We start from the raw sequence: 17604 nt of genomic DNA, 5'->3' as shown, positions 1-17604 counted from the left end.
CAATCACGATCTGATGATAGGCGTCGCGGCGGTGTTCTAGATAGGGGCGGTCGCCAGAACCTGACCCGCATACGTCTCGACCTGAACCGCGGTCACGTCGGCCGGGGCGACCAGGGCGCTGCCGTCCACGATGGTCGCACCGGTGCCGACCAGCCAGCTGCCGGCGAACTCGCGGGAGCCGTCGCGCGCGACGACGAACAAACGGCACTGTGAACCGGCCGGAACTCCGGCCACAGTGGCCCGCAGCCGCACCCAGCCGGCCGCCGGGGTGATGGTGACATCCATCGACGTGCCGGTGGTGGCGTCGGTCGCGGTGATCGCGCGCGGGCCGGCGGCCACCGCGGGCGCCACGGGCTCAGGTGGGCCGGCGGACCGGCCGACGTAGAGGCCACCGGTGACCGCCAGGAGAGTGGCCGCCACCGCCGCCAGCGCCCAGATCGTCCGGCGCCGCCGGTCGTGGCCGCGGCTCTCCGCGCGTACCTGAAGAAGGGTTTTGCGCAGCAGCAGGTCACCGCCCGGCGGCGGGCCCTCCAGGAAGGCCTCGGGCGGGATCTCGCCCAGCCGTTCCTCGATCTCGCGCAGGTCGCCGACCTCCCGCCGGCAGTCCGGGCAGTCCTCGACGTGGGCGTGCACGGCGGCCCACTCGTCGCCGTCCAGAACCCCCAGCGCGTACGCCCCGAGCTGCTCCGCCTGGTGCCCGCTCATCCCGCTGCTCCCATCGAGACGCCGGTCAGCGCCTCCCGCAGCCGCCGCAACGCGTCATAGCTGCGGGACTTCACCGTCTCGGCCGGAAGACCGAGCGACGCTGCCGCCTCTTTGACGTCACGCCCCTGGAAGTACAACTGGTTCAGTACCTCGCGCTCGCCGGGCGGAAGCGTGCCCACCGCGTCGAGCATCTCGGTGGGAGCGGCCGGTGTGCCGGCGACCCCGCGCAGCACGCCGAACAGGTGGGAACGCACGGGTCCCCGGTCGTCGCCCAGGGCGGCCGGCTGGGCCCAGGCCCGCAGCAACGTCTCGCGCACCAGGTCCTCGGCCACCGCCCGGTCGCTGCTCAGCCTCATCGCGTACGCCATCAGGGCCGCGCCGTGCTCGGCGAACAGCCGGCGGACCAGCACTTCGCCGGCGGCCTGGTCGCGTCGGCTCACTCCCCCACCCGCAGGACGGAGATGGTGTTGTCGCCGCCGTTGGACACGTAGGCCACCCGGCCGTCGGGCGAGACCCCGATCGTGCGCGGGCTCTTGCCCACCTTGACCGTCGCCGTGATCGCACCCGTACGCCCGTCGAGCACCGACACCGTGCCGTCGCCCTCGTTCACCGTGTAGCCGTAACGGCTGTCGGCCGAGAACGCCACGCTCTGCGGGTCACGACCCACTTTGAACGGCCCGGTGCGCTGGAGGGTGACCGTGTCGATCAGGTTGGCCTGGTCGGCCTCGTAACCCGCGACCAGCGCCCGCCGGCCGTCGGGCGAGACGGCGATGCTGTGCGGCGCCCGGGCCACCGGGATGCTCCGGATCACCTTGTTGGTGCGCATGTCGACCACGGCCACCGCGTTCGACTCGTGGTTGGCGGTGAAGGCGCGCATCTGGTCGCTCGAGAAGCCGACGGCGTGCGGGTTGGGCGAGACGGGGAGCTCGGCGATCATGCGCAGCGTGCCGGAGCTGAAGATCTCGAGCCGGCCGTCGCTGTGGATCGGCACCCAGAGCTTGTTGTCGGGCGCGACGGCCAGCGTGTAGGGCATGTGGCCGGTGTCGAGATAGCGCAGGACCTTGCCGCTGCGGGTGTCGACCACCGCGACGCCGCTGCCGGTGTGCTTGTCGTCCTCGTACATCGAGGCGAAGACCGTGTTGCCGTCGCGCGAGACGGCCACGAAGCGCGGCGTGTTCCGCAAAGTGACCGGGGTGACCTTGCGGGTGGCGGCGTCGACGATCGAGAGGATGCGGCTGTCCTGGTTGGCCACGTAGATCGTGCGGCCGTCGGGCGAGACGACGACACCCTCGGGCTCGGCGCCGACCCGGATCGTGCCGGTCACCCGGGGCTTGGCCACGGCCCGCACCCGCTGGGCCAGCGGCACCCGGGTGACCTCGGGCGCGGGCGTCGCGGGATCGGCGGACTCGAAGGCCTCGGCCGGCTGCGGCTGGGCCGGGGTGGGCAGGGCGGCCGCCGGCGGCGCCTCGGCCCGGTCGTCGTTGAGCACGGCCATCGCCACGCCGGCCCCGCCGAGCACCACCAGCGTGGTCAGGATGGCCACCAGGATCGTGGTGCCGAGCTGGCGACGGCCGGACGAGGGGGGCGCGGGCAGCACGGTGACCCGGGCCGGGCCGTAACCGCCGGCGACCATGCCGCCGTCGTAGGTCCGCAGGCCCTCGGGCTCGGCGCCCCGCGAGGTGGGCCCGGGGGCCGCGTCGGCGACCTGGCCCGTGACCCGGACGTCGGCCCAGCCGGCCGGGCCGCGCACGGTGACCGAGCCGTCGAGCCAGTCGGAGCGGGGCAGCCACATGATGCGCAGCGTGCGATCGCTGAGCATGGCCCGCAGCCCGGGACCGGAGACGGTGACCGCGGCGCCGGCCAGGGCCAGCGGCGGACCCTCGACGCGCACGTCGGCGACCATGCGCTGGGTGTCGGCGACCACCGGGCCGAAATCGACGCGCTCGGGGTCGAGCCGGACGGCCGTCCGCTCCAGGGCGGCGGCGGCCGCGGCCGAGACGCTGCGGCTGTCGTCCTCCATCATCTGCTGCAGGGCATGCCGGGCCGCCGCCGCCACCTCGAGGTCGGCGCCCCAGGCCAGCCGGGCGAGCTCGTCGACCCCGGTCAGGCGGGACTCCCGGATCGGACTCCCGATCTCGGTCAGCACACTCTGCGGCAGCCCGTTATCACTCATAGTGTCACCGCGATCATCTTGCAGTGACGACGCGCCACTTAGGAAGGTGTGGCGCCAGTTTTGGCACGCTCAGCGGTTCATCAGCCAGATCGCCAAGTTGAGCGCGCTGGCAAAGGTCACCCAGGCCCAGTACGGCAGCAGGAGCACGGCCGCCGGCCGGTGGATCCGCCAGAAGGTCACGACGGTCGCGCCGATCATCAGCCACATCAGCACGATCTCGGCGAAGGCCAGACCGTACTGCCCGGCCCCGAAGAACAGCGGCGTCCAGATCGCGTTGAGCACCAGCTGGGCCGACCAGAGCCAGAGCGGCCGGGTGAAGCCCACCCGCTGCCAGACCAGCCACCCGGACAGCGCGATCATCACGTACAACACGGTCCAGACCGGGCCGAACAGCCACGACGGCGGCGCGAACGACGGCTGCTCGAGACTGTTGTACTCGTTGCTCGTGCCGCTCACCCCGAGCCCGCCGATCCCGGCGGCCACAAAGACGGCCAGCCCGAATCCGGCCAGCGCGAGCCAGCGGCGACGGTGCGGAGAGCGCAGGTGAAGGGCCGCTTCGGTCATACCGTGGCAATGCCCACCACGGAAAAGCCCACACCTGGAAAACCCCGGCCGGCTCTGGGGCAGCTTTGAGAAAACGCTCCTACAGTCGATGAATGGAGATGGAGGTGCTCCGCCCCGCGGGTCCGGAGCAGGCACCACCCGAGCCCGAACCCCGACCGGCACCGTGGTGGAAAGCCGGTCTGCGCCGCAAGCTCCTGACCGGTGCCATCGCCGCCTGGGCGGTCGCGATCACGGCCGTGGTGCTGCTGCGCGACGGCGGCGACCCCGGGGCCGCGGCCCGCGCGCTCCCGTCGGCCTCCCCCTCCGCCTCCGACGCGCCCCTCACCGTCCCCCAGGTCTACCAGGCCCTGCGCCCCTCGGTCGTGCTGATCAAGGCCACCGGCAGCGGAGCCGGCGCCGACACCGGCACCGGCGTCGTCGCCAACGCCGACGGCACCATCCTCACCGCCTTCCACGTGGTCGAGGGCTCGAAGAGCATCACCGTCGCCTACGCCGACGGCACCGAGTCACCGGCCGAGATCGTGACGTCGAGCGCCGCGCAGGACATCGCCACCCTCAAACCGGCCAAGCTCCCCGAGACGCTGGTGCCCGCGGTGCTCGGTGGCGGCGCGGGGATCGGCGACGACGTGGTGGCGATCGGCAACCCGCTCGGGCTGACCGCGACCACCACCAGCGGCGTCGTCTCGGGCCTCGAGCGCACGCTCAGCCGGGACCGGGGCGGCGACATCGCCGGGCTCATCCAGTTCGACGCGGCCGTCAACCCGGGCAGCTCCGGTGGCCCCCTCATCAACGACCGGGGCCAGGTGATCGGTGTCGTGGTGGCCCTGGCCAACCCGACCGACGCCGGCACGTTCATCGGCATCGGCTTCGCCGTGCCCATCGGAGCCGCCCTCGGCGCCGGGGAGGGCGAGGGCCAGAACCCACCGCTGTGACTCGATTCCTCCGCCACGAGAACCTGAGGACGGACGCATGAACCAACCGGCACGCGGCGCCTACCACTGGGACGGCCCGCCCGCCTCGGCCGGGCCGATCGAGAAGGTCCTCTACGAGGTCAAGAAGACCATCGTGGGCCAGGACAACCTGCTCGAACGGCTGCTCGTGGCCCTGCTCGCCCGCGGGCACATCCTGGTCGAGGGGGTGCCCGGGCTGGCCAAGACACTCGCCGTGAAATCGCTGGCCGAGGCGATCGGCGGCGACTTCCACCGGGTGCAGTTCACCCCCGACCTGGTGCCGGCCGACATCGTCGGCACCCGCGTCTATCACCAGCCGACCGGCGAGTTCCAGGTGCAGCTGGGCCCGGTCTTCACCAACCTGCTGCTGGCCGACGAGATCAACCGGGCGCCCGCCAAAGTGCAGTCCGCGCTGCTCGAGGTGATGCAGGAACGTCAGGTCACCATCGGCCGCGAGACCCACCAGGTGCCCCACCCGTTCCTGGTCATGGCCACCCAGAACCCGATCGAGACCGAGGGCACCTATCCGCTGCCCGAGGCCCAGATCGACCGCTTCATGATGAAGGTGATCGTCGGCTACCCGAGCGCCACCGAGGAGTTCGTGGTCGTCGAGCGGGCCCTCAGCCCGGCCGCCGTGATCCAGAAGATCATCGACCCCGAGACGCTGGTCGGCCTCCAGCAGCAGGCCGACCAGGTGTACGTCGACCCGTCGCTCATCGAGTTCGCGGTGCAACTGGCCCACGCCACCCGCGATCCGGGCCGCATCGGCCTGACCGACCTCTCCCGGTACGTGACCTTCGGCGCCAGCCCCCGCTCGTCGATCAGCCTGGTGCTCGCGGCCCGGGCGCTCGCCTTCATCCGGGGGCGCGAATACGTCGTACCGGAAGATCTGGCCGACCTGGCCCTGGACGTTCTGCGGCATCGGCTCGTGCTGTCCTACGAGGCCCTCTCGGACGACGTGACGGCCGACCTGATCCTGCAGAAAGTCCTGGCCAACGTGGCGATCCCGGAGCCGGCGGGCCGGGGCCGCTGAGATGAGCTCAGCCCCGGATCGTCTGCTGCGGCGCCTGGAGTGGCGGCTCGGGCGGCGGCTCGACGGGCGGCTGCAGGGCAACTACCGCACGGCCTGGCACGGCGCCGGCATCGACTTCACCGACCTGCGGCTGTATGCGGCCGAGGACGACGTCCGCCACATCGACTGGAACGTCACGGCGCGCCTCGACGAGCCGTACGTGCGGCAGTACACCGAGGATCGCGAGCTGACCGCCTGGCTGGTCATCGACCGGTCGGCCTCGATGCGGTTCGGCCGCCCCACGGCAAGCGGCGGCGCGGGCAAGGAGTCGACCGCCACCGAGCTGGCCGTCAGCATCGCGCGGCTGATCTCCCGCGGCGGCAACCGGGTCGGCGCCATCCTCTACGACAACGCCGGGCACCAGATCATCCCGCCCCGCGGCGGCCGCGACCAGGTCCTGCGGATCACCCGCGAGCTGCTGCGGCCGGCACCCCCGGGCAAGCCCGGCAAGACGACCGACCTCGGCGCCATGCTCCATCTGGCCGCGACCACCACCTCGCGCCGGCGCAGCCTGATCTTCGTGATGAGCGACTTCATCGGCGAGCAGGGCTGGGACCGGCCGCTGGCCCGGCTCACCCACCGGCACGAGGTGGTGGTGATCCGCGTGGTCGACCCGGCCGAGGTCGAACTGCCCGACCTCGGCGTGATCCTGGTCGAGGACGCCGAAACCGGCGAGCAGCTGCTGGTCGACACGAGTGACCCGCTGCTGCGCAGCCGGCTGGCCGACCAGGCCGGCGCCCGCGAGACCGAACTGGCCGACGGCATGCGCCGGGCCGGGGTCAGCGCCCAGCGCATCACCACCGACCAGGACCTGCTGGCAGTGCTGATCGACATGGTGCAGCGCTCGGGGCGGGGGCGCCGGTGAGCTTCCTCTACCCGGCGCTGCTCGCGGTCGCCCTGCTCGTCACGGTCGCGGCCGTGTTCGCGTACGTCCGGATCCAGCGACAACGCACGGCGGCGCTGGCCCGCGCCGGCTTCGCGGGTGTGCCGACCCGGCGCGCGGCGGTGCGCCGCCACCTCCCGTACGTCCTGATCCTCATCGCCCTGCCGATCCTGCTCGTCGGGCTGGCCCGGCCGCAGGCCGAGGTCACCGTGCCCCGCGTCTCGGGCACGGTGCTGCTGGCCTTCGACGTGTCCAACAGCATGAAAGCCGACGACGTCCAGCCCACCCGGCTCGCCGCCGCCCAGGCCGCGGCCAAGGAGTTCGTCGACGACCAGCCCAGCACGGTCGACGTCGGCGTACTCGTCTTCGGCGACCAGGCGCTGCTCACCCAGGCCCCCAGCGACGACCATCAGGCCGCGCTGGCCGCGATCAGCCGGTTGTCACCCAGCGGAGGCACCTCGCTGGGCCAGGCGATCCTGGTCGCCCTGGGCACGATCACCGGCAAGACCATCGCCCTGCCCGAGGAGGGCGCGGCGCCACCCGAGCTCGGCTACTGGCCGTCGGCAACCATCGTGGTCTTCTCGGACGGCCAGGAGACCGGCGGACCGGACGTGGTGGCCGCGGCCGAACTCGCGGCCGCCGCCGGAGTGCGCATCCAGACCGTGGGCGTGGGCACCGAACGCGGCTCCACCGTCGAAGTGGACGGCTTCCAGCTCGGCACGGCACTCGACCCGACCCTGCTGACCACGGTCGCGCAGACCACCGGCGGCGCCTACCTGCCGGCCGGCGACGCGGCGACGCTGACCGACACCACCAAAGACATCGACCTGCGCCTGACCGCCGAGAAGGAGCCGCTCGAACTGACCGCGCCGTTCGCCGGCGCCGCCCTGCTGCTGCTCATGCTGGGCGCCGTCCTCGGCTCCCGCTGGCACGGAAGGATCATCTGATGTCGTTCAGCTGGCCGTGGGCCCTGACCGCGCTGCTGGCGGTGCCGCTGCTGCTGGCGATCCGCTGGTGGTTCAACCGCCGGCGCAAACGGGCGGCGGTGACGGTCTCCAGCGTCGCGCTGATCCGGGCGGCCCTCCCCGGGCGTACGTCCTGGCGGCGAAGAATCCCGGTGTTCCTCTTCCTGGCCGGCCTGCTGGCCCTCGGCGGCGCGCTGGCCCGGCCCCAGGCCTCGGTGTCGGTGCCCTCGAACAGCACGTCGGTGCTGCTGGCCATCGACGTGTCCGGCTCGATGTGCTCGACCGACATCGAACCCAACCGGTTCACGGTGGCGACCGAAGCGGCCAAGCAGTTCATCCAGCGACAAGAGGACGGGACAAGGATCGGCCTGGTCGCGTTCTCGGGGATCGCGGGCCTGCTGGTGGCGCCCACAACAGACAAAGACGCGCTGCTGGACGCGATCGGGACGCTGCGGACAGCCCGCGGAACGGCGATCGGGCAAGCCATCCTGACGTCGATCGACGCGATTGCGGAAAGCAACCCTCGGGTGGCCAAGACCGGGGTGCAGCTGGACGCCCCGAGCCAGCTGGGCGACTACGAGCCGGACACGATCGTGGTGCTGACGGACGGCTCGAACACCACCGGCGTGGACCCGGAAACCGCGGCGGAACAGGCGGCGGCGCGCCGGGTACGGGTCTACACGATCGGCTTCGGAACGACGGAGCCGGCACCGATGGTGTGCACAGCCGACCAGATCGGCGGCGACTCACCGTTCGGCGGCGGCCGAGGCTGGGGTGGCGGCCGAGGGGGGCGAAATATGGAAATCGACGAAGAAGCGCTGACGCAGGTGGCGGATACGACGGGCGGGCGGTATTTCCGCGCCGAGGACGCCGATCAGCTGGCCGATGTCCTGACCGATCTGCCTCGTGAATTCACGTTGCGCAAGCAGGAAGTTGAGATCACGTTCTGGTTTGTGCTGGCTGCTTCGGTGTTGGTTGTCGGTGGGGTGGGGCTGTCGCTCTGGTGGAATCGTGGGGGGCGGCGGGGCTGAATCGGTGAGGGCTGGGTGGGGTGGGCTTGCTTGCGGTGGACGGGCGGAGGCGGGGGTGAGCAAGCAGGGCCTGGAAAAGCAGCTACGGCCTTGCTTGCTCACCCCCGCCTCCGCCCTTGCGGGCGAGCTTGCCGGCGGCTCTGACTCTGGTCGCCGGCTGCTGATTGCCTGGTGACGGCGGCGGTCACCTGACGGGTGAGGGGTCTGGCTGCCGCGCTGGGGACGAAACTGGGCGGTCACGTCGAGCAGGCCGAGCTGGGTGGGGGCTTGCGGGAACTTAACAATGCCGGTTGCTTCCGCCTTCGGCGTACGTCTTTGGTCGCGGCTGCTTGGTGCGGGGTGAGCTTCGTCGGGGCGGATGGGTAGTGCTGGGTGGTCGAATCCATGGGAATGGAATGGGCTAGGGGCTCCCGTATTTTTTGTTGGCTCAACCAGGCTCGGTCGAGACTGTCGTGGTTGGGGTTGCTTTTTCTCGCAGCGCGGGCCGTTGGCTTGGGGGCTCTCCAGCGATGGCCGGGGGTTCGGGGGCAGCGCCCCTGAGGTCTGTCCGACATCGAAAGGAACGGTCACGACGTCGGCCGGTGGCCGTTCTCCAAGTAGACGGTGACGTTCAGGGAGCGGGCTTGGAGAGCGGCGGCCATTCGGCGGTGCAGGCGGGCGGGTAGGAGCGCTTCGGCCTCAGCCGGGGTGCACCAGCGCCAGCTGCGTAACTCCGTGGCCGGGAGGGTTATCTCGGCGGCTCGGGCAGGAGTCAGGACGCCGGCGTCGAAGACGAACATCAGGCCGTCGGGGCGGTCGGGGGCCTCCGGGCGCGGCGGGTTCCAGTCGACCACCAGGAGCTGCCCCACGGGGATCGGCAGGCCCAGTTCTTCCAGCAGTTCGCGCTGGACGCCGGCCCGAGGGGATTCGGCCGCTTCCACCACGCCGCCGGGGATCTCCCACGCGTCCTTGTAGGTGGGTTCGACCAGCAGGAGGCGGCCGTCCTCGTCGGTGATGAGGGCGCCCGCGCCGACCAGCTTGCGGGGCAGGGACGCGAAGTAGTCGCCCTGAGTCATGTCGTGACGGTAGAGGTCATTCGGGGGCGAGGACTCGCGGAATCTCTTGGCGCAGGGCCAGGGCGGTGGGGAGGACTGTGGCGAGCAGCAGGAGGAGCAGGGCCAGGGCGGCGACTGTCAGGGACGGGACGACGCCGGCCGCCGTCCACATGTCGGCTGACCAGGCGCCGATCAGGGTGGTGGTGGCTACGGCGGCGGCGCCCAGGAGCAGGGCGGTGCCGACGTAGATGACGGCTTCGGCGGCGGCTGCGGTCAGGACCAGCGCCGGGGTGCCGCCGGCGGCCAGAATCAAGGCCAGCTCGCGGTCGCGGCGGCGGCTGGACATGAAGACCGTGGCTACGGCGCCCAGGACGGCCAGGAGCAAGGGGCCACCGATCAGCAGGACCACCGAGCCGGTGGAGAGCGTGCCCGAGGGGGCACCCACGGCGCCGTTGGCTGTGTAGAGGCCGCCGGCCAGGGCTACGGCGACCATCAGGGGGCTGATCGTGGCGGTGCTGCGGCCCACGTTGGCGGCGGTGCTGTTGCGGGCCAGGAACCAGGCGGCGGAGGCGGTGGCGGGCAGCAACGACGTCCAGGCCCGCACCAGGCGGGCCAGGAACAGCGGGCCGAACGCGGCCAGCACGCCGGCCAGGAGCGGGCTGATCAGCATCAGCGGGACGGCCATCGTGTCGAGGCCGGTGCCGGGCAGGGTGGCCACGATGGCGGCGACCACGGCCGCGGTGGCCAGGCCGCCGATCCACCGGGCCACGGTCATCCGGCGGTCGGGCGGCTCGACCTCGCGCAACGACTGCAGGGGTGGCGTGTGGGCGGCCCGGCCGGCTCCCCGGAAGCCGCCCAGCGTGATCACCACGGCTACGAACAGGACGACGGGTACGGCACCGGCCGGCGTCAGCCTCGGGTCGAGCGCCGACAACTCGGGTGAGCCGCTGAACCCGTACCGGAAAAGGGGTTTGACCAGGGGCAGGGCGAGCAGGCAGCCGGCGAGGCCGCCGGCGAGGGACACCACCAGCAGCTGGGTCGTCACGACCAGGCGGACCAGGCCGGGGCGCAGGCCGACGAGTTGCCACAGGGCATATCCGCGCTGCTGCAACGTCACCGTGAGGTTGGTGACCGCGCCGACGACGATGAGCGCGGTGACCACGGTGAAGGCCGCGACCGTGCCGCTGATGCCGTAGAGGGCGAGCGCGTCGTTGCCGCCGGCCGCCGACGCCGTCTCGATGTCACTGGCCACGACCGCGCCGACCAGCCCGGTGGCCGCCGCGATGAGCAGGGCACCGAGCCAGATGCGACCGTTGGCGATCAGGTCGCTGACGATGAGGCGCGGCATGTCAGGACGCCCCGGCGACCGCGGCGAAGACGTCGTCGGCCTTCGGATGGGTCAGCTCGCGGTGGATCAGGCCGTCGCGCAGGACGAGCACCCGGTCGGCGCGCGCGGCCGCCTCCAAGTCGTGGGTCACCATGACGACCGAGCGGCCCTCCCCCGACCGGGCCACCCCGGCCAGCAGGTCGAGGACCTGCGCGCCCGACTCCGTGTCGAGCGCGCCGGTCGGCTCGTCGGCGAAGACCAGATCGGGGCGTACGGCGAGAACGCGCGCGATGGCGACCCGCTGCTGCTGCCCGCCGGAGAGCGCGGACGGGCGATAGCCGGCGCGCTCGGTCAGCCCGACCTCGGCCAGCGCCCGGTCGACGTCGGCGCCGGAGATCCGGCGGCGGGCCAGGCGGGCCGGCAGGGCGACGTTCTCGCGGGCGGTGAGCGACGGGATCAGGTTGTACGACTGGAAGACGAACCCGAGGTGGTCACGGCGCAGCTTCGCGATCGCGCCCCGCCCGAGCGAGCCGGTGTCCCGACCGAGCAGGCGCACCCGGCCGGCGGTGGCCGCCTCCAGCGCGGACATGCAGTAGAGCAGGGTGGACTTGCCGGAGCCACTCGGCCCGACCACGGCCAGGAACTGCCCGGGCGGCACCTCGAGGCTGATGCCGCGCAGCACCGGCACGGTGTCACCCCCGGCGGCCGGAAACGACTTGGTGAGGTTCTCCACCTCGACGACGGGGGTCATCGGTTGATCTAAACCGTTGCCCAGGGACAACAACCATGGTCTGTGAAGAGCGTCATGCCGTCTCCCTGTCGCAGCGCGGCTCAGCACGCCTACGTCGCACGACTTGGCTCACCTCGCGGGGTGGCGGCTACAACCCGACCTTCTTGACGCCGTATTTGGCCTGTTTGTCAGTGAAGCCCTCGAATTTGAGCTGGCGGATCAACCCCGAGCGGGAGAACGAGCTGGTTTCCAGATAATCCGCTGCCTTCTTGGCGGCCTGGTCATTCCAGTTGGTTTTCTGCGCGTCGACGCCGGAGGTGGCCTGCTTGGTCGAGAAGCCTTCGAACTTGAGCTGCTTGATCAGTCCGGAGCGGGAGAACGGGCTGGTCTCCAGGTAATCAGCTGCTTTTCCGGCGGCTTGTTCAGTCCAGTTGGCCTTTTGCTCGTCCACGCCGAAGGTGGCGTCCTTGGTGGAGAAGCCCTCGAACTTGAGCTGCTTGATCAGCCCGGAACGCGAGAAGGACGAGGAGGACAGGTAACCGGCTGCCTTGTCGACGGCGTTCTGCTGCGAGACGGTCAGCTCGGCGGTCGGCTCCGCGACGGGCTCGGTGGTGGCTTCGGCAACGGGCTCGGTGATGGCTTCGGTCGTGGCTTCGGCGGCCGGCTCGGTGGTCGGCCGGTCCACGGAGCCGAGATTGCCGTGGTATTCGCCGCACAGGGTGGTGTCCCAGAGCGCCGGGTCGTAAGCACGGGTGCCGACGGTCATGTCGATGCACACCTGCAGCTTGTTGATCGCTTCCTGGTTCGCCGAACTGATGGTCGTGGCGGCCGCAGCGGGTGCTGCGGCGGGCGTCTCGCCTCCTCCGCCGGCGGCGACACCGATGATGATCAGACCAGCGAGGACGCCTCCGCCGACCAGGCCGGCCTTCTTGCCCCGGCTCATGGTCTTCTTCGGAGCTGGGGCAGAAAGGTATTCAGGCGTGGACATGAATGTCTCCTTGCGTGCGGGCCGAGTCATCGGCTGCGCCGGAAACCCTTCGGGGGAATCAGGCGCCCCCAAGCTAAAGGCGAATGGCGGCCGGTGAATCCGCCGGACGTACACGCGGGACGACCTCACGACTAATTCGTTGACGACGATGGTTCGGCCCGTCCGGCCGCGCGGAGGACGCCGATGGCGGGCCGGTTTTCGCGCGCGAACGAGGAGCCGTTGGTCAGGGGGCATCCGAGCTGCTTGGCACGAGCGGGGAGGCGGGGACGGGGGTGTGGAAGGGGACGGTCAGCAGGAGGGCGATGCTGATCCAGACGTACGTGTTGCTGCCGATCGCGGCGAGTGGGCCGTCGGATCCGGACCACCAGAGCCAGACCACGCTGCTGCTCAGGATCACGTAGACGGCGGCCAGGGCGGCCAGGCGCGGGCGGGAGCGGGTGTGCAGGGCGGCGCCGGTGAGCAGGAACAGGGCCGGCAGCAGCCAGACCAGGTGGTGCACCCAGGTGACCGGGCTGATCAGGCAGGCGACGATGCCGGTCACGGCGAAGCCGGCGGCGTGGTCGGGTGAGGTGCGGAGCAGGCGTACGCGCAGGAACCAGCACGCCAGGACCAGCGCGACCGCGGCCAGCCACCAGGCCGAGGGCAGCTCGAGGCGGGCCGCCACGCCGCGCAGCGACTGGTTGGAGACGTATTCGAGGCGGCCCACGCGGTCGGTGTCCCACAGCGTGGCCGTCCAGAACTGGGCGGACGTCGACGGGGCGATCAGCGCCGCCAGCAGTGTCGCGCCGGCCGCGGTGGCGGTCGCGGTGGCGGCGGCTCGGTATTGGCGGGTGACGATCAGGTAGCCGATGAAGACGGCGGGGGTCAGCTTGATCGCGGCGGCCAGACCGATGCCGACGCCGGCCCAGCGGCGGCCGGTGGTCAGCCCGCGCAGGTCGGCGAAGACCAGCACGAGCAGGGCCAGGTTGACCTGGCCGAAGCTGAACGTGTCGCGGGCCGGTTCGAAGACCAGCACGGCCAGGAAGGCCAGCGCGCCCACGAACCACACCGGGCCGCCGTGCCGGCGCACCACCGGCACCAGGAACCAGCGCAGCAGCAGCACCACGGCGGCCGCGTTGACCACGATGCTCAGCGCGACGGCGACCGGCCAGTTGGTCAGCGCGAGCGGGCTGAGGACGAGCGCGGCGAACGGCGGATAGGTGAAGCCGTATTCAGTGTCCTGGTAGAGGAAGTCGTAGAGCTCGTGGCCGTCGAGCAGCCACGAGCGCACCGCCCCGCGATAGACACCGAGATCGAAGAACTCGCGGAACGTCGGCACCGTGATCAGGAAAACGCCCACGGCGATGGCCGCCACGACCACGATCAGCACTCGCCGGCGGGTCATCGGGTGGCCCTCGCCGTGGCGAGCCGGCTGACGGCGGGTGCGGCGGCCAGGCGTACGCCCAGGAAGGCCGCGGCCCCGGCCAGCGCACCCAGCGTGGCCAGCAGGAACTCGCGGATGTCGACGGCGAAGCCGTCCGGCAGCACTACCAGGGCCAGGATCGCGCAGGCCGCGGCCAGCACGCTACGGACCCAGGTGTGCCGGGCCGCGGCGGCCAGCGGCACCAGGCCCCAGATCAGATACCAGGGGCGCAGCGCCGGACCGAACGCGACCACCGCCACCAGCACGATCCCCAGCCCGTAGAGCGGTCCCAGCCGGTCGAGGCAGGTCCACACCAGACCGGCGACGATCAGCGTGGCCAGCACGCCGAGCCACCGCCAGAGGTCGAGGACGAAGACCTCGCCGACACCGTCCTCGCGCAGCAGATCGGCCGTCCAGCGGCCGAGCACACTGGTCAGCGACAGGTTCTGCGGGGAGATCGGGGTGTCCAGGGCGGTTGTCCAGCCGTATCCGGTGCCGGCGATCTGGGTGAGCACCGCGGTCGCCGCGGCGGCGGTGGCTCCGACGGCGGCCGACGCGCGCAGCCGGGGGAACCGGCCGTCGAGCCGCGACGCCCAGATGACGGCGACCGCCAGGAGGCCCAGCACGGCCGGCGCCTTGATCAGCGTGGCCGTCACGATCAGCACCGTGCCGACGACCGGCCGGTGCCGGATCGCGGCGGCCAGACCGGCGGCGAGCAGGCCGACCATCAGGGCGTCGTTGTGCGCGCCGCCGACGAAGTGGATCAGCACGAGCGGGTTGAGGACGGCCAGCCAGAGCGCCTTGTCCGGCCGGACCCCGGCTTCCCGGGCGAGGGTCGGCAGCACGTACGCCAGGAGGGCGAGCCCGGCCACGGCGACCAGCCGCATCGCGATGACGCCGGTGAGCAGATGCCCGCCGATCGGCGCGACGACCACCGCCGAGAGCAGCAGGAAGACCGGACCGTACGGGCTCGGGGTGTGCTGCCAGATCGCGGGCACCTGCTCGGCGAAGAAGCCGCCCAGCGCCGACGGACCGGCCCGGTAGACGTCGAGTCCCTCGCCGACCATCAGGCCCTGGGCCAGGTAGCTGTAGACGTCCCGGCTGAACATCGGCGGCGCGATCAGCAGCGGCGCGGCCCACAGCGCGAGGGTCGTCCAGACGGCCCGGATGTCCCCGCCCGGGCTGAGCCGGCCCAGCCACCACCAGGCGAGCAGCAGCAACGCGAGGCCGCCGTAGACCGCGACCAGCCCGATCCCGACGTGCTCGAGACCGGCGAAGAACGGGATGCCGACCGGGAGCGCGCCCGCCCCGAGCCCGCCCACCGCGATCAGGCTGGACCCCGCGAAACCGGTGGCGCGCGCCATGGCACGGGCGTGATCACTCGACACCGCAGCACCTTCTCAATCAAGGATGTCGCGGCGGGGACGAGTTGCCGTCTCCCGGGTGACGGTCCGCCGTCCCTGCGGCACGACGCGACCGAGCGTCGCTCAGCCGACTCGGAGGGTCGGCGGTGTCGCGGCCTCGGCCGGGCCGGAGCCCGGCGACGGCCGGGCCGCGACGGCGGCGCCTAGGGAGAAATCACCGTACGCAGGGGTGGGAGGCCGTTGAAGCCCACCGAGGAGTACGTCGCCGTGTAGGCACCTGTCCCCAGAATGCGGATCACCTCGCCGGCCGCCAGGTCCAGCGGGAGATCGTAGGGGGCGTGCTGGTAGAGGATGTCGACGCTGTCGCAGGTCGGTCCGGCCAGGATCACCGGGCCGGCCGGTCCGTCGCGGGTGGTCGACAGCTCGTACTGGATCGCCTCGTCCTCCGTCTCGGCGAGCCCGCCGAACCGGCCGACATCCAGGTAGACCCAGCGCGGCTCGTCGTCGTAGGACTTGCGGGCGACCAGCACCACCTGGGTGTGCAGCACCCCGGCGGGGGCGGCGACATACCGGCCCGGCTCGATCATGAGCGACGGGGTGTGCCGTCCGAAATGTCGTGCGACAGCGGACCGGATGGCCGCCGCGTACGACGTGATCGGGGCGGCCGGCGTCCGGTACGAGACCGGGAACCCACCACCGGCGTTCAGGATCCGGAGCGATATGCCGGAGGTCTCCAGCTCGGTGAAGATCGCCGCCGCGGTGGCGATGCTCGGCTCCCACCGTTCCGGGTAGAGCTGCTGCGACCCCACGTGGAACGCGATCCCGGCCGGATCGAGCCCGCGCAGCGCCGCCACTTTCATCAGGTCGACCGCCATCTCGGGGACGCACCCGAACTTGCGGCTGAGCGGCCACCTCGCCCCCTGGCTGGAGGCGAGCACCCGGCACATCACCGAGGAGCCGGGCGCATGGTTGACGATCTTGTCGAGCTCGCCCTCGCTGTCGAAGGCGAACAGGCGGACTCCCCGGGCGTACGCGTACGCGATGTCCTCGGCCTTCTTGATCGGATGGCCGTAGCTGAGGTCACCCGGCGACGCGCCGGCGGCCAGGCAGAGGTCGATCTCGGCCCGGCCGGCCACGTCGAACTGGGAGCCCGCCGCGACCAGGGCTTCGAGCAGGGCCAACTCGGGATTGGCCTTCACGGCGTAGTGGATGTGGGCCCCGGCGAAGGCGTCGGCGATCCGCGCGTACTGCGCGCGGGCCACGTCGACGTCGATCACCAGGCATGGGGTGTGCTGGGCGCCGGCCGCGATGGCCGGCTGCGATGTCTCATCTGCGGTCACTGTCATGGCTGCGATGTCCTCATCGATGACGGGGCAACGACGACACTCAGCGTACTTCCATCAATGCTCTGCGTGTTTGCCAGATATCGACAGCTCGAAAGATTCAAAAGCCTTATTACAGTTGCCGCGTGTCTGACCTGCTCTCCACACCGGAGCAGCACGCCTATCGCCTGCTCGTGCGCATGGCCGGTGCTGCCCCGACCGATCTCGCGGCGCAGGGCGGCCTCGACCCCGCGGAGGCGTCCGCGCTGCTCGAAGCCCTGCACCGCAAGGGCCTGGCCACCCCGGGCCCGCTCTTCCACGCCCTGCCGGCCGACGTCGCGCTCGGCGAGACCCTGCTGCGCGAGCAGGAGTCCCTGGAGTCGGCCCGGCAGATGGTCGCCTCGCTCAGTGAGGAATATCGCTCGAACACCCGTCGCCGTGACTCCGACCACCTGGTGGAGATCGTCGTCGGCGCCCCGGCCCTGCGCGACCGGCTGCGCGAGATGCAGGACTCGGCCCGTGAGGAGATCCTCTGGTTCTGCCGGGCCAACCCGATCGCGATGCAGGGGCCGGAGAACGACGAGGAGTCCGGGGCACTCGGGCGTGGTGTCCGCTACCGGGCCATCTACGAGCGTGAGCTGCTGGTCAAGCCGGGTGAGCTGGACAGCATCATCGAGGCCATGCGGCTGGGCGAGCTCTCCCGGACGCTTCCGGTCCTTCCCGTACGGCTGGCGATCGCCGACCGGAGTCTGGCCATCTGCCCGCTGGTGCCCGACGCCGCCCGCGGGGTCGGGGAGCCCACCGCGGCGCTGATCCGCCCCAGTGAGCTCCTCGACGCCCTGGTCGCCCTCTTCGAGAGCTATTGGGAGCGCGCCACCCCGCTGCTGCCGGAAGGCGGCGAGGAGGAACCCGACAAGTTACTGCTGTCGCTGTTCGTGGCCGGGCTGCCGGACAAGTCCATCGCCACCCAGCTCGGCGTCAGCCGCCGGACGGTCCAGCGCCGGCTCGACCGGCTGATGGAGCTGGCCGGTGTGGACACCCGGGCCGGCCTGGCCTTCCAGGCCGCCCGACGCGGCTGGCTGTAGGCCGGCCAG

At 71.5% G+C, this 17604-nt stretch carries 17 protein-coding genes; 6 read left to right on the top strand and 11 right to left on the bottom strand.

The features are described from left to right. Nucleotides 1-36: 36 nt before the first annotated feature. The 4 genes from NAG42_RS32215 to NAG42_RS32200 form a co-directional block, all read right to left on the bottom strand. The gene (locus NAG42_RS32215) at nt 37-705 is read right to left on the bottom strand and encodes a zf-HC2 domain-containing protein (protein ID WP_250035698.1); all 669 of its coding nucleotides are present in this window, start codon (nt 703-705) and stop codon (nt 37-39) included. Continuing rightward, on the bottom strand, nt 702-1145 hold the full coding sequence (locus NAG42_RS32210; protein ID WP_308201216.1) for a sigma factor-like helix-turn-helix DNA-binding protein: 444 nt from the start codon (nt 1143-1145) through the stop codon (nt 702-704). Before NAG42_RS32210 ends, NAG42_RS32215 begins: the two co-directional genes overlap by 4 nt. Then, the gene (locus NAG42_RS32205) at nt 1142-2878 is read right to left on the bottom strand and encodes a beta-propeller fold lactonase family protein (protein WP_250035697.1); all 1737 of its coding nucleotides are present in this window, start codon (nt 2876-2878) and stop codon (nt 1142-1144) included. The genes NAG42_RS32210 and NAG42_RS32205 overlap by 4 nt, the downstream gene beginning before the upstream one ends. Nucleotides 2879-2947: 69 nt before the next feature. After that, complete coding sequence (locus NAG42_RS32200) at nt 2948-3442, bottom strand: TspO/MBR family protein (protein ID WP_250035696.1); 495 nt, start codon at nt 3440-3442, stop codon at nt 2948-2950. 92 nt (nt 3443-3534) lie between these two features. On the opposite strand from NAG42_RS32200, the gene NAG42_RS32195 reads away from it, so the two are divergent. The 5 genes from NAG42_RS32195 to NAG42_RS32175 are packed head-to-tail and all read left to right on the top strand — an operon-like array spanning nt 3535 to nt 8343. Further along, entirely contained in the window at nt 3535-4374 is an 840-nt protein-coding gene (locus NAG42_RS32195) for a S1C family serine protease (protein ID WP_250035695.1), read from the top strand. A 37-nt stretch (nt 4375-4411) separates the two neighbouring features. Beyond that, a complete protein-coding gene (locus NAG42_RS32190; RefSeq protein WP_250035694.1) occupies nt 4412-5425 on the top strand; it encodes an AAA family ATPase in 1014 nt (337 codons plus the stop codon). A gap of 1 nt (nt 5426) precedes the next feature. Continuing rightward, the gene (locus tag NAG42_RS32185) at nt 5427-6329 is read left to right on the top strand and encodes a DUF58 domain-containing protein (RefSeq protein WP_250035693.1); all 903 of its coding nucleotides are present in this window, start codon (nt 5427-5429) and stop codon (nt 6327-6329) included. Continuing rightward, the gene (locus NAG42_RS32180; protein ID WP_250035692.1) at nt 6326-7294 is read left to right on the top strand and encodes a VWA domain-containing protein; all 969 of its coding nucleotides are present in this window, start codon (nt 6326-6328) and stop codon (nt 7292-7294) included. The genes NAG42_RS32185 and NAG42_RS32180 overlap by 4 nt, the downstream gene beginning before the upstream one ends. Further along, entirely contained in the window at nt 7294-8343 is a 1050-nt protein-coding gene (locus NAG42_RS32175) for a VWA domain-containing protein (protein WP_250035691.1), read from the top strand. The genes NAG42_RS32180 and NAG42_RS32175 overlap by 1 nt, the downstream gene beginning before the upstream one ends. Nucleotides 8344-8909: 566 nt before the next feature. On the opposite strand, the gene NAG42_RS32170 is transcribed toward NAG42_RS32175, so the two are convergent. The 7 genes from NAG42_RS32170 to NAG42_RS32140 all read right to left on the bottom strand — a co-directional run bounded on the left by NAG42_RS32170 (nt 8910) and on the right by NAG42_RS32140 (nt 16534). Beyond that, nucleotides 8910-9398, bottom strand: coding sequence for an NUDIX domain-containing protein (locus NAG42_RS32170; protein WP_250035690.1), 489 nt, complete (start codon nt 9396-9398; stop codon nt 8910-8912). 16 nt (nt 9399-9414) lie between these two features. Next, nucleotides 9415-10725 carry an ABC transporter permease family protein gene (locus tag NAG42_RS32165; RefSeq protein ID WP_250035688.1) on the bottom strand — a complete coding sequence of 437 codons (1311 nt, stop codon included), beginning with the start codon at nt 10723-10725 and terminating at the stop codon, nt 9415-9417. Between the two features lies 1 nt (nt 10726). Next, on the bottom strand, nt 10727-11455 hold the full coding sequence (locus NAG42_RS32160; RefSeq protein ID WP_250035687.1) for an ABC transporter ATP-binding protein: 729 nt from the start codon (nt 11453-11455) through the stop codon (nt 10727-10729). 127 nt (nt 11456-11582) lie between these two features. Continuing rightward, on the bottom strand, nt 11583-12422 hold the full coding sequence (locus NAG42_RS32155) for an Ltp family lipoprotein (RefSeq protein ID WP_250035686.1): 840 nt from the start codon (nt 12420-12422) through the stop codon (nt 11583-11585). Between the two features lie 223 nt (nt 12423-12645). Next, nucleotides 12646-13806, bottom strand: coding sequence for a glycosyltransferase 87 family protein (locus NAG42_RS32150; protein WP_250035685.1), 1161 nt, complete (start codon nt 13804-13806; stop codon nt 12646-12648). Next, nucleotides 13803-15212: a polyprenol phosphomannose-dependent alpha 1,6 mannosyltransferase MptB gene (mptB, locus tag NAG42_RS32145; RefSeq protein ID WP_250035684.1), complete on the bottom strand. Its 1410-nt coding sequence runs from the start codon at nt 15210-15212 to the stop codon at nt 13803-13805. The genes NAG42_RS32150 and mptB overlap by 4 nt, the downstream gene beginning before the upstream one ends. Nucleotides 15213-15391: 179 nt before the next feature. Beyond that, entirely contained in the window at nt 15392-16534 is a 1143-nt protein-coding gene (locus NAG42_RS32140) for a type III PLP-dependent enzyme (protein WP_250035683.1), read from the bottom strand. Between the two features lie 122 nt (nt 16535-16656). Between NAG42_RS32140 and NAG42_RS32135 the strand changes: the two genes are divergently transcribed. Further along, nucleotides 16657-17595 carry a helix-turn-helix domain-containing protein gene (locus tag NAG42_RS32135; RefSeq protein WP_250035682.1) on the top strand — a complete coding sequence of 313 codons (939 nt, stop codon included), beginning with the start codon at nt 16657-16659 and terminating at the stop codon, nt 17593-17595. Nucleotides 17596-17604: the final 9 nt, after the last annotated feature.

It is taken from the genome of Paractinoplanes maris (assembly GCF_023544465.1).
Lineage (GTDB): Bacteria > Actinomycetota > Actinomycetes > Mycobacteriales > Micromonosporaceae > Actinoplanes > Actinoplanes maris.
Note: the sequence above shows the minus strand (reverse complement) of the source record. Positions and strands in the feature narration are given on the sequence as shown.

What these genes read in the sequence shown, in the direction of transcription:
- NAG42_RS32170 (WP_250035690.1), bottom strand. Translation starts at nt 9,398, where the DNA reads ATGACTCAGGGCGACTACTTCGCGTCCCTGCCCCGCAAGCTGGTCGGC.
- NAG42_RS32190 (WP_250035694.1), top strand. Translation starts at nt 4,412, where the DNA reads ATGAACCAACCGGCACGCGGCGCCTACCACTGGGACGGCCCGCCCGCC.
- NAG42_RS32155 (WP_250035686.1), bottom strand. Translation starts at nt 12,422, where the DNA reads ATGTCCACGCCTGAATACCTTTCTGCCCCAGCTCCGAAGAAGACCATG.
- NAG42_RS32140 (WP_250035683.1), bottom strand. Translation starts at nt 16,534, where the DNA reads ATGACAGTGACCGCAGATGAGACATCGCAGCCGGCCATCGCGGCCGGC.
- NAG42_RS32165 (WP_250035688.1), bottom strand. Translation starts at nt 10,725, where the DNA reads ATGCCGCGCCTCATCGTCAGCGACCTGATCGCCAACGGTCGCATCTGG.
- NAG42_RS32200 (WP_250035696.1), bottom strand. Translation starts at nt 3,442, where the DNA reads ATGACCGAAGCGGCCCTTCACCTGCGCTCTCCGCACCGTCGCCGCTGG.
- NAG42_RS32195 (WP_250035695.1), top strand. Translation starts at nt 3,535, where the DNA reads ATGGAGATGGAGGTGCTCCGCCCCGCGGGTCCGGAGCAGGCACCACCC.
- NAG42_RS32160 (WP_250035687.1), bottom strand. Translation starts at nt 11,455, where the DNA reads ATGACCCCCGTCGTCGAGGTGGAGAACCTCACCAAGTCGTTTCCGGCC.
- NAG42_RS32150 (WP_250035685.1), bottom strand. Translation starts at nt 13,806, where the DNA reads ATGACCCGCCGGCGAGTGCTGATCGTGGTCGTGGCGGCCATCGCCGTG.
- NAG42_RS32185 (WP_250035693.1), top strand. Translation starts at nt 5,427, where the DNA reads ATGAGCTCAGCCCCGGATCGTCTGCTGCGGCGCCTGGAGTGGCGGCTC.
- NAG42_RS32215 (WP_250035698.1), bottom strand. Translation starts at nt 705, where the DNA reads ATGAGCGGGCACCAGGCGGAGCAGCTCGGGGCGTACGCGCTGGGGGTT.
- NAG42_RS32175 (WP_250035691.1), top strand. Translation starts at nt 7,294, where the DNA reads ATGTCGTTCAGCTGGCCGTGGGCCCTGACCGCGCTGCTGGCGGTGCCG.
- NAG42_RS32205 (WP_250035697.1), bottom strand. Translation starts at nt 2,878, where the DNA reads ATGAGTGATAACGGGCTGCCGCAGAGTGTGCTGACCGAGATCGGGAGT.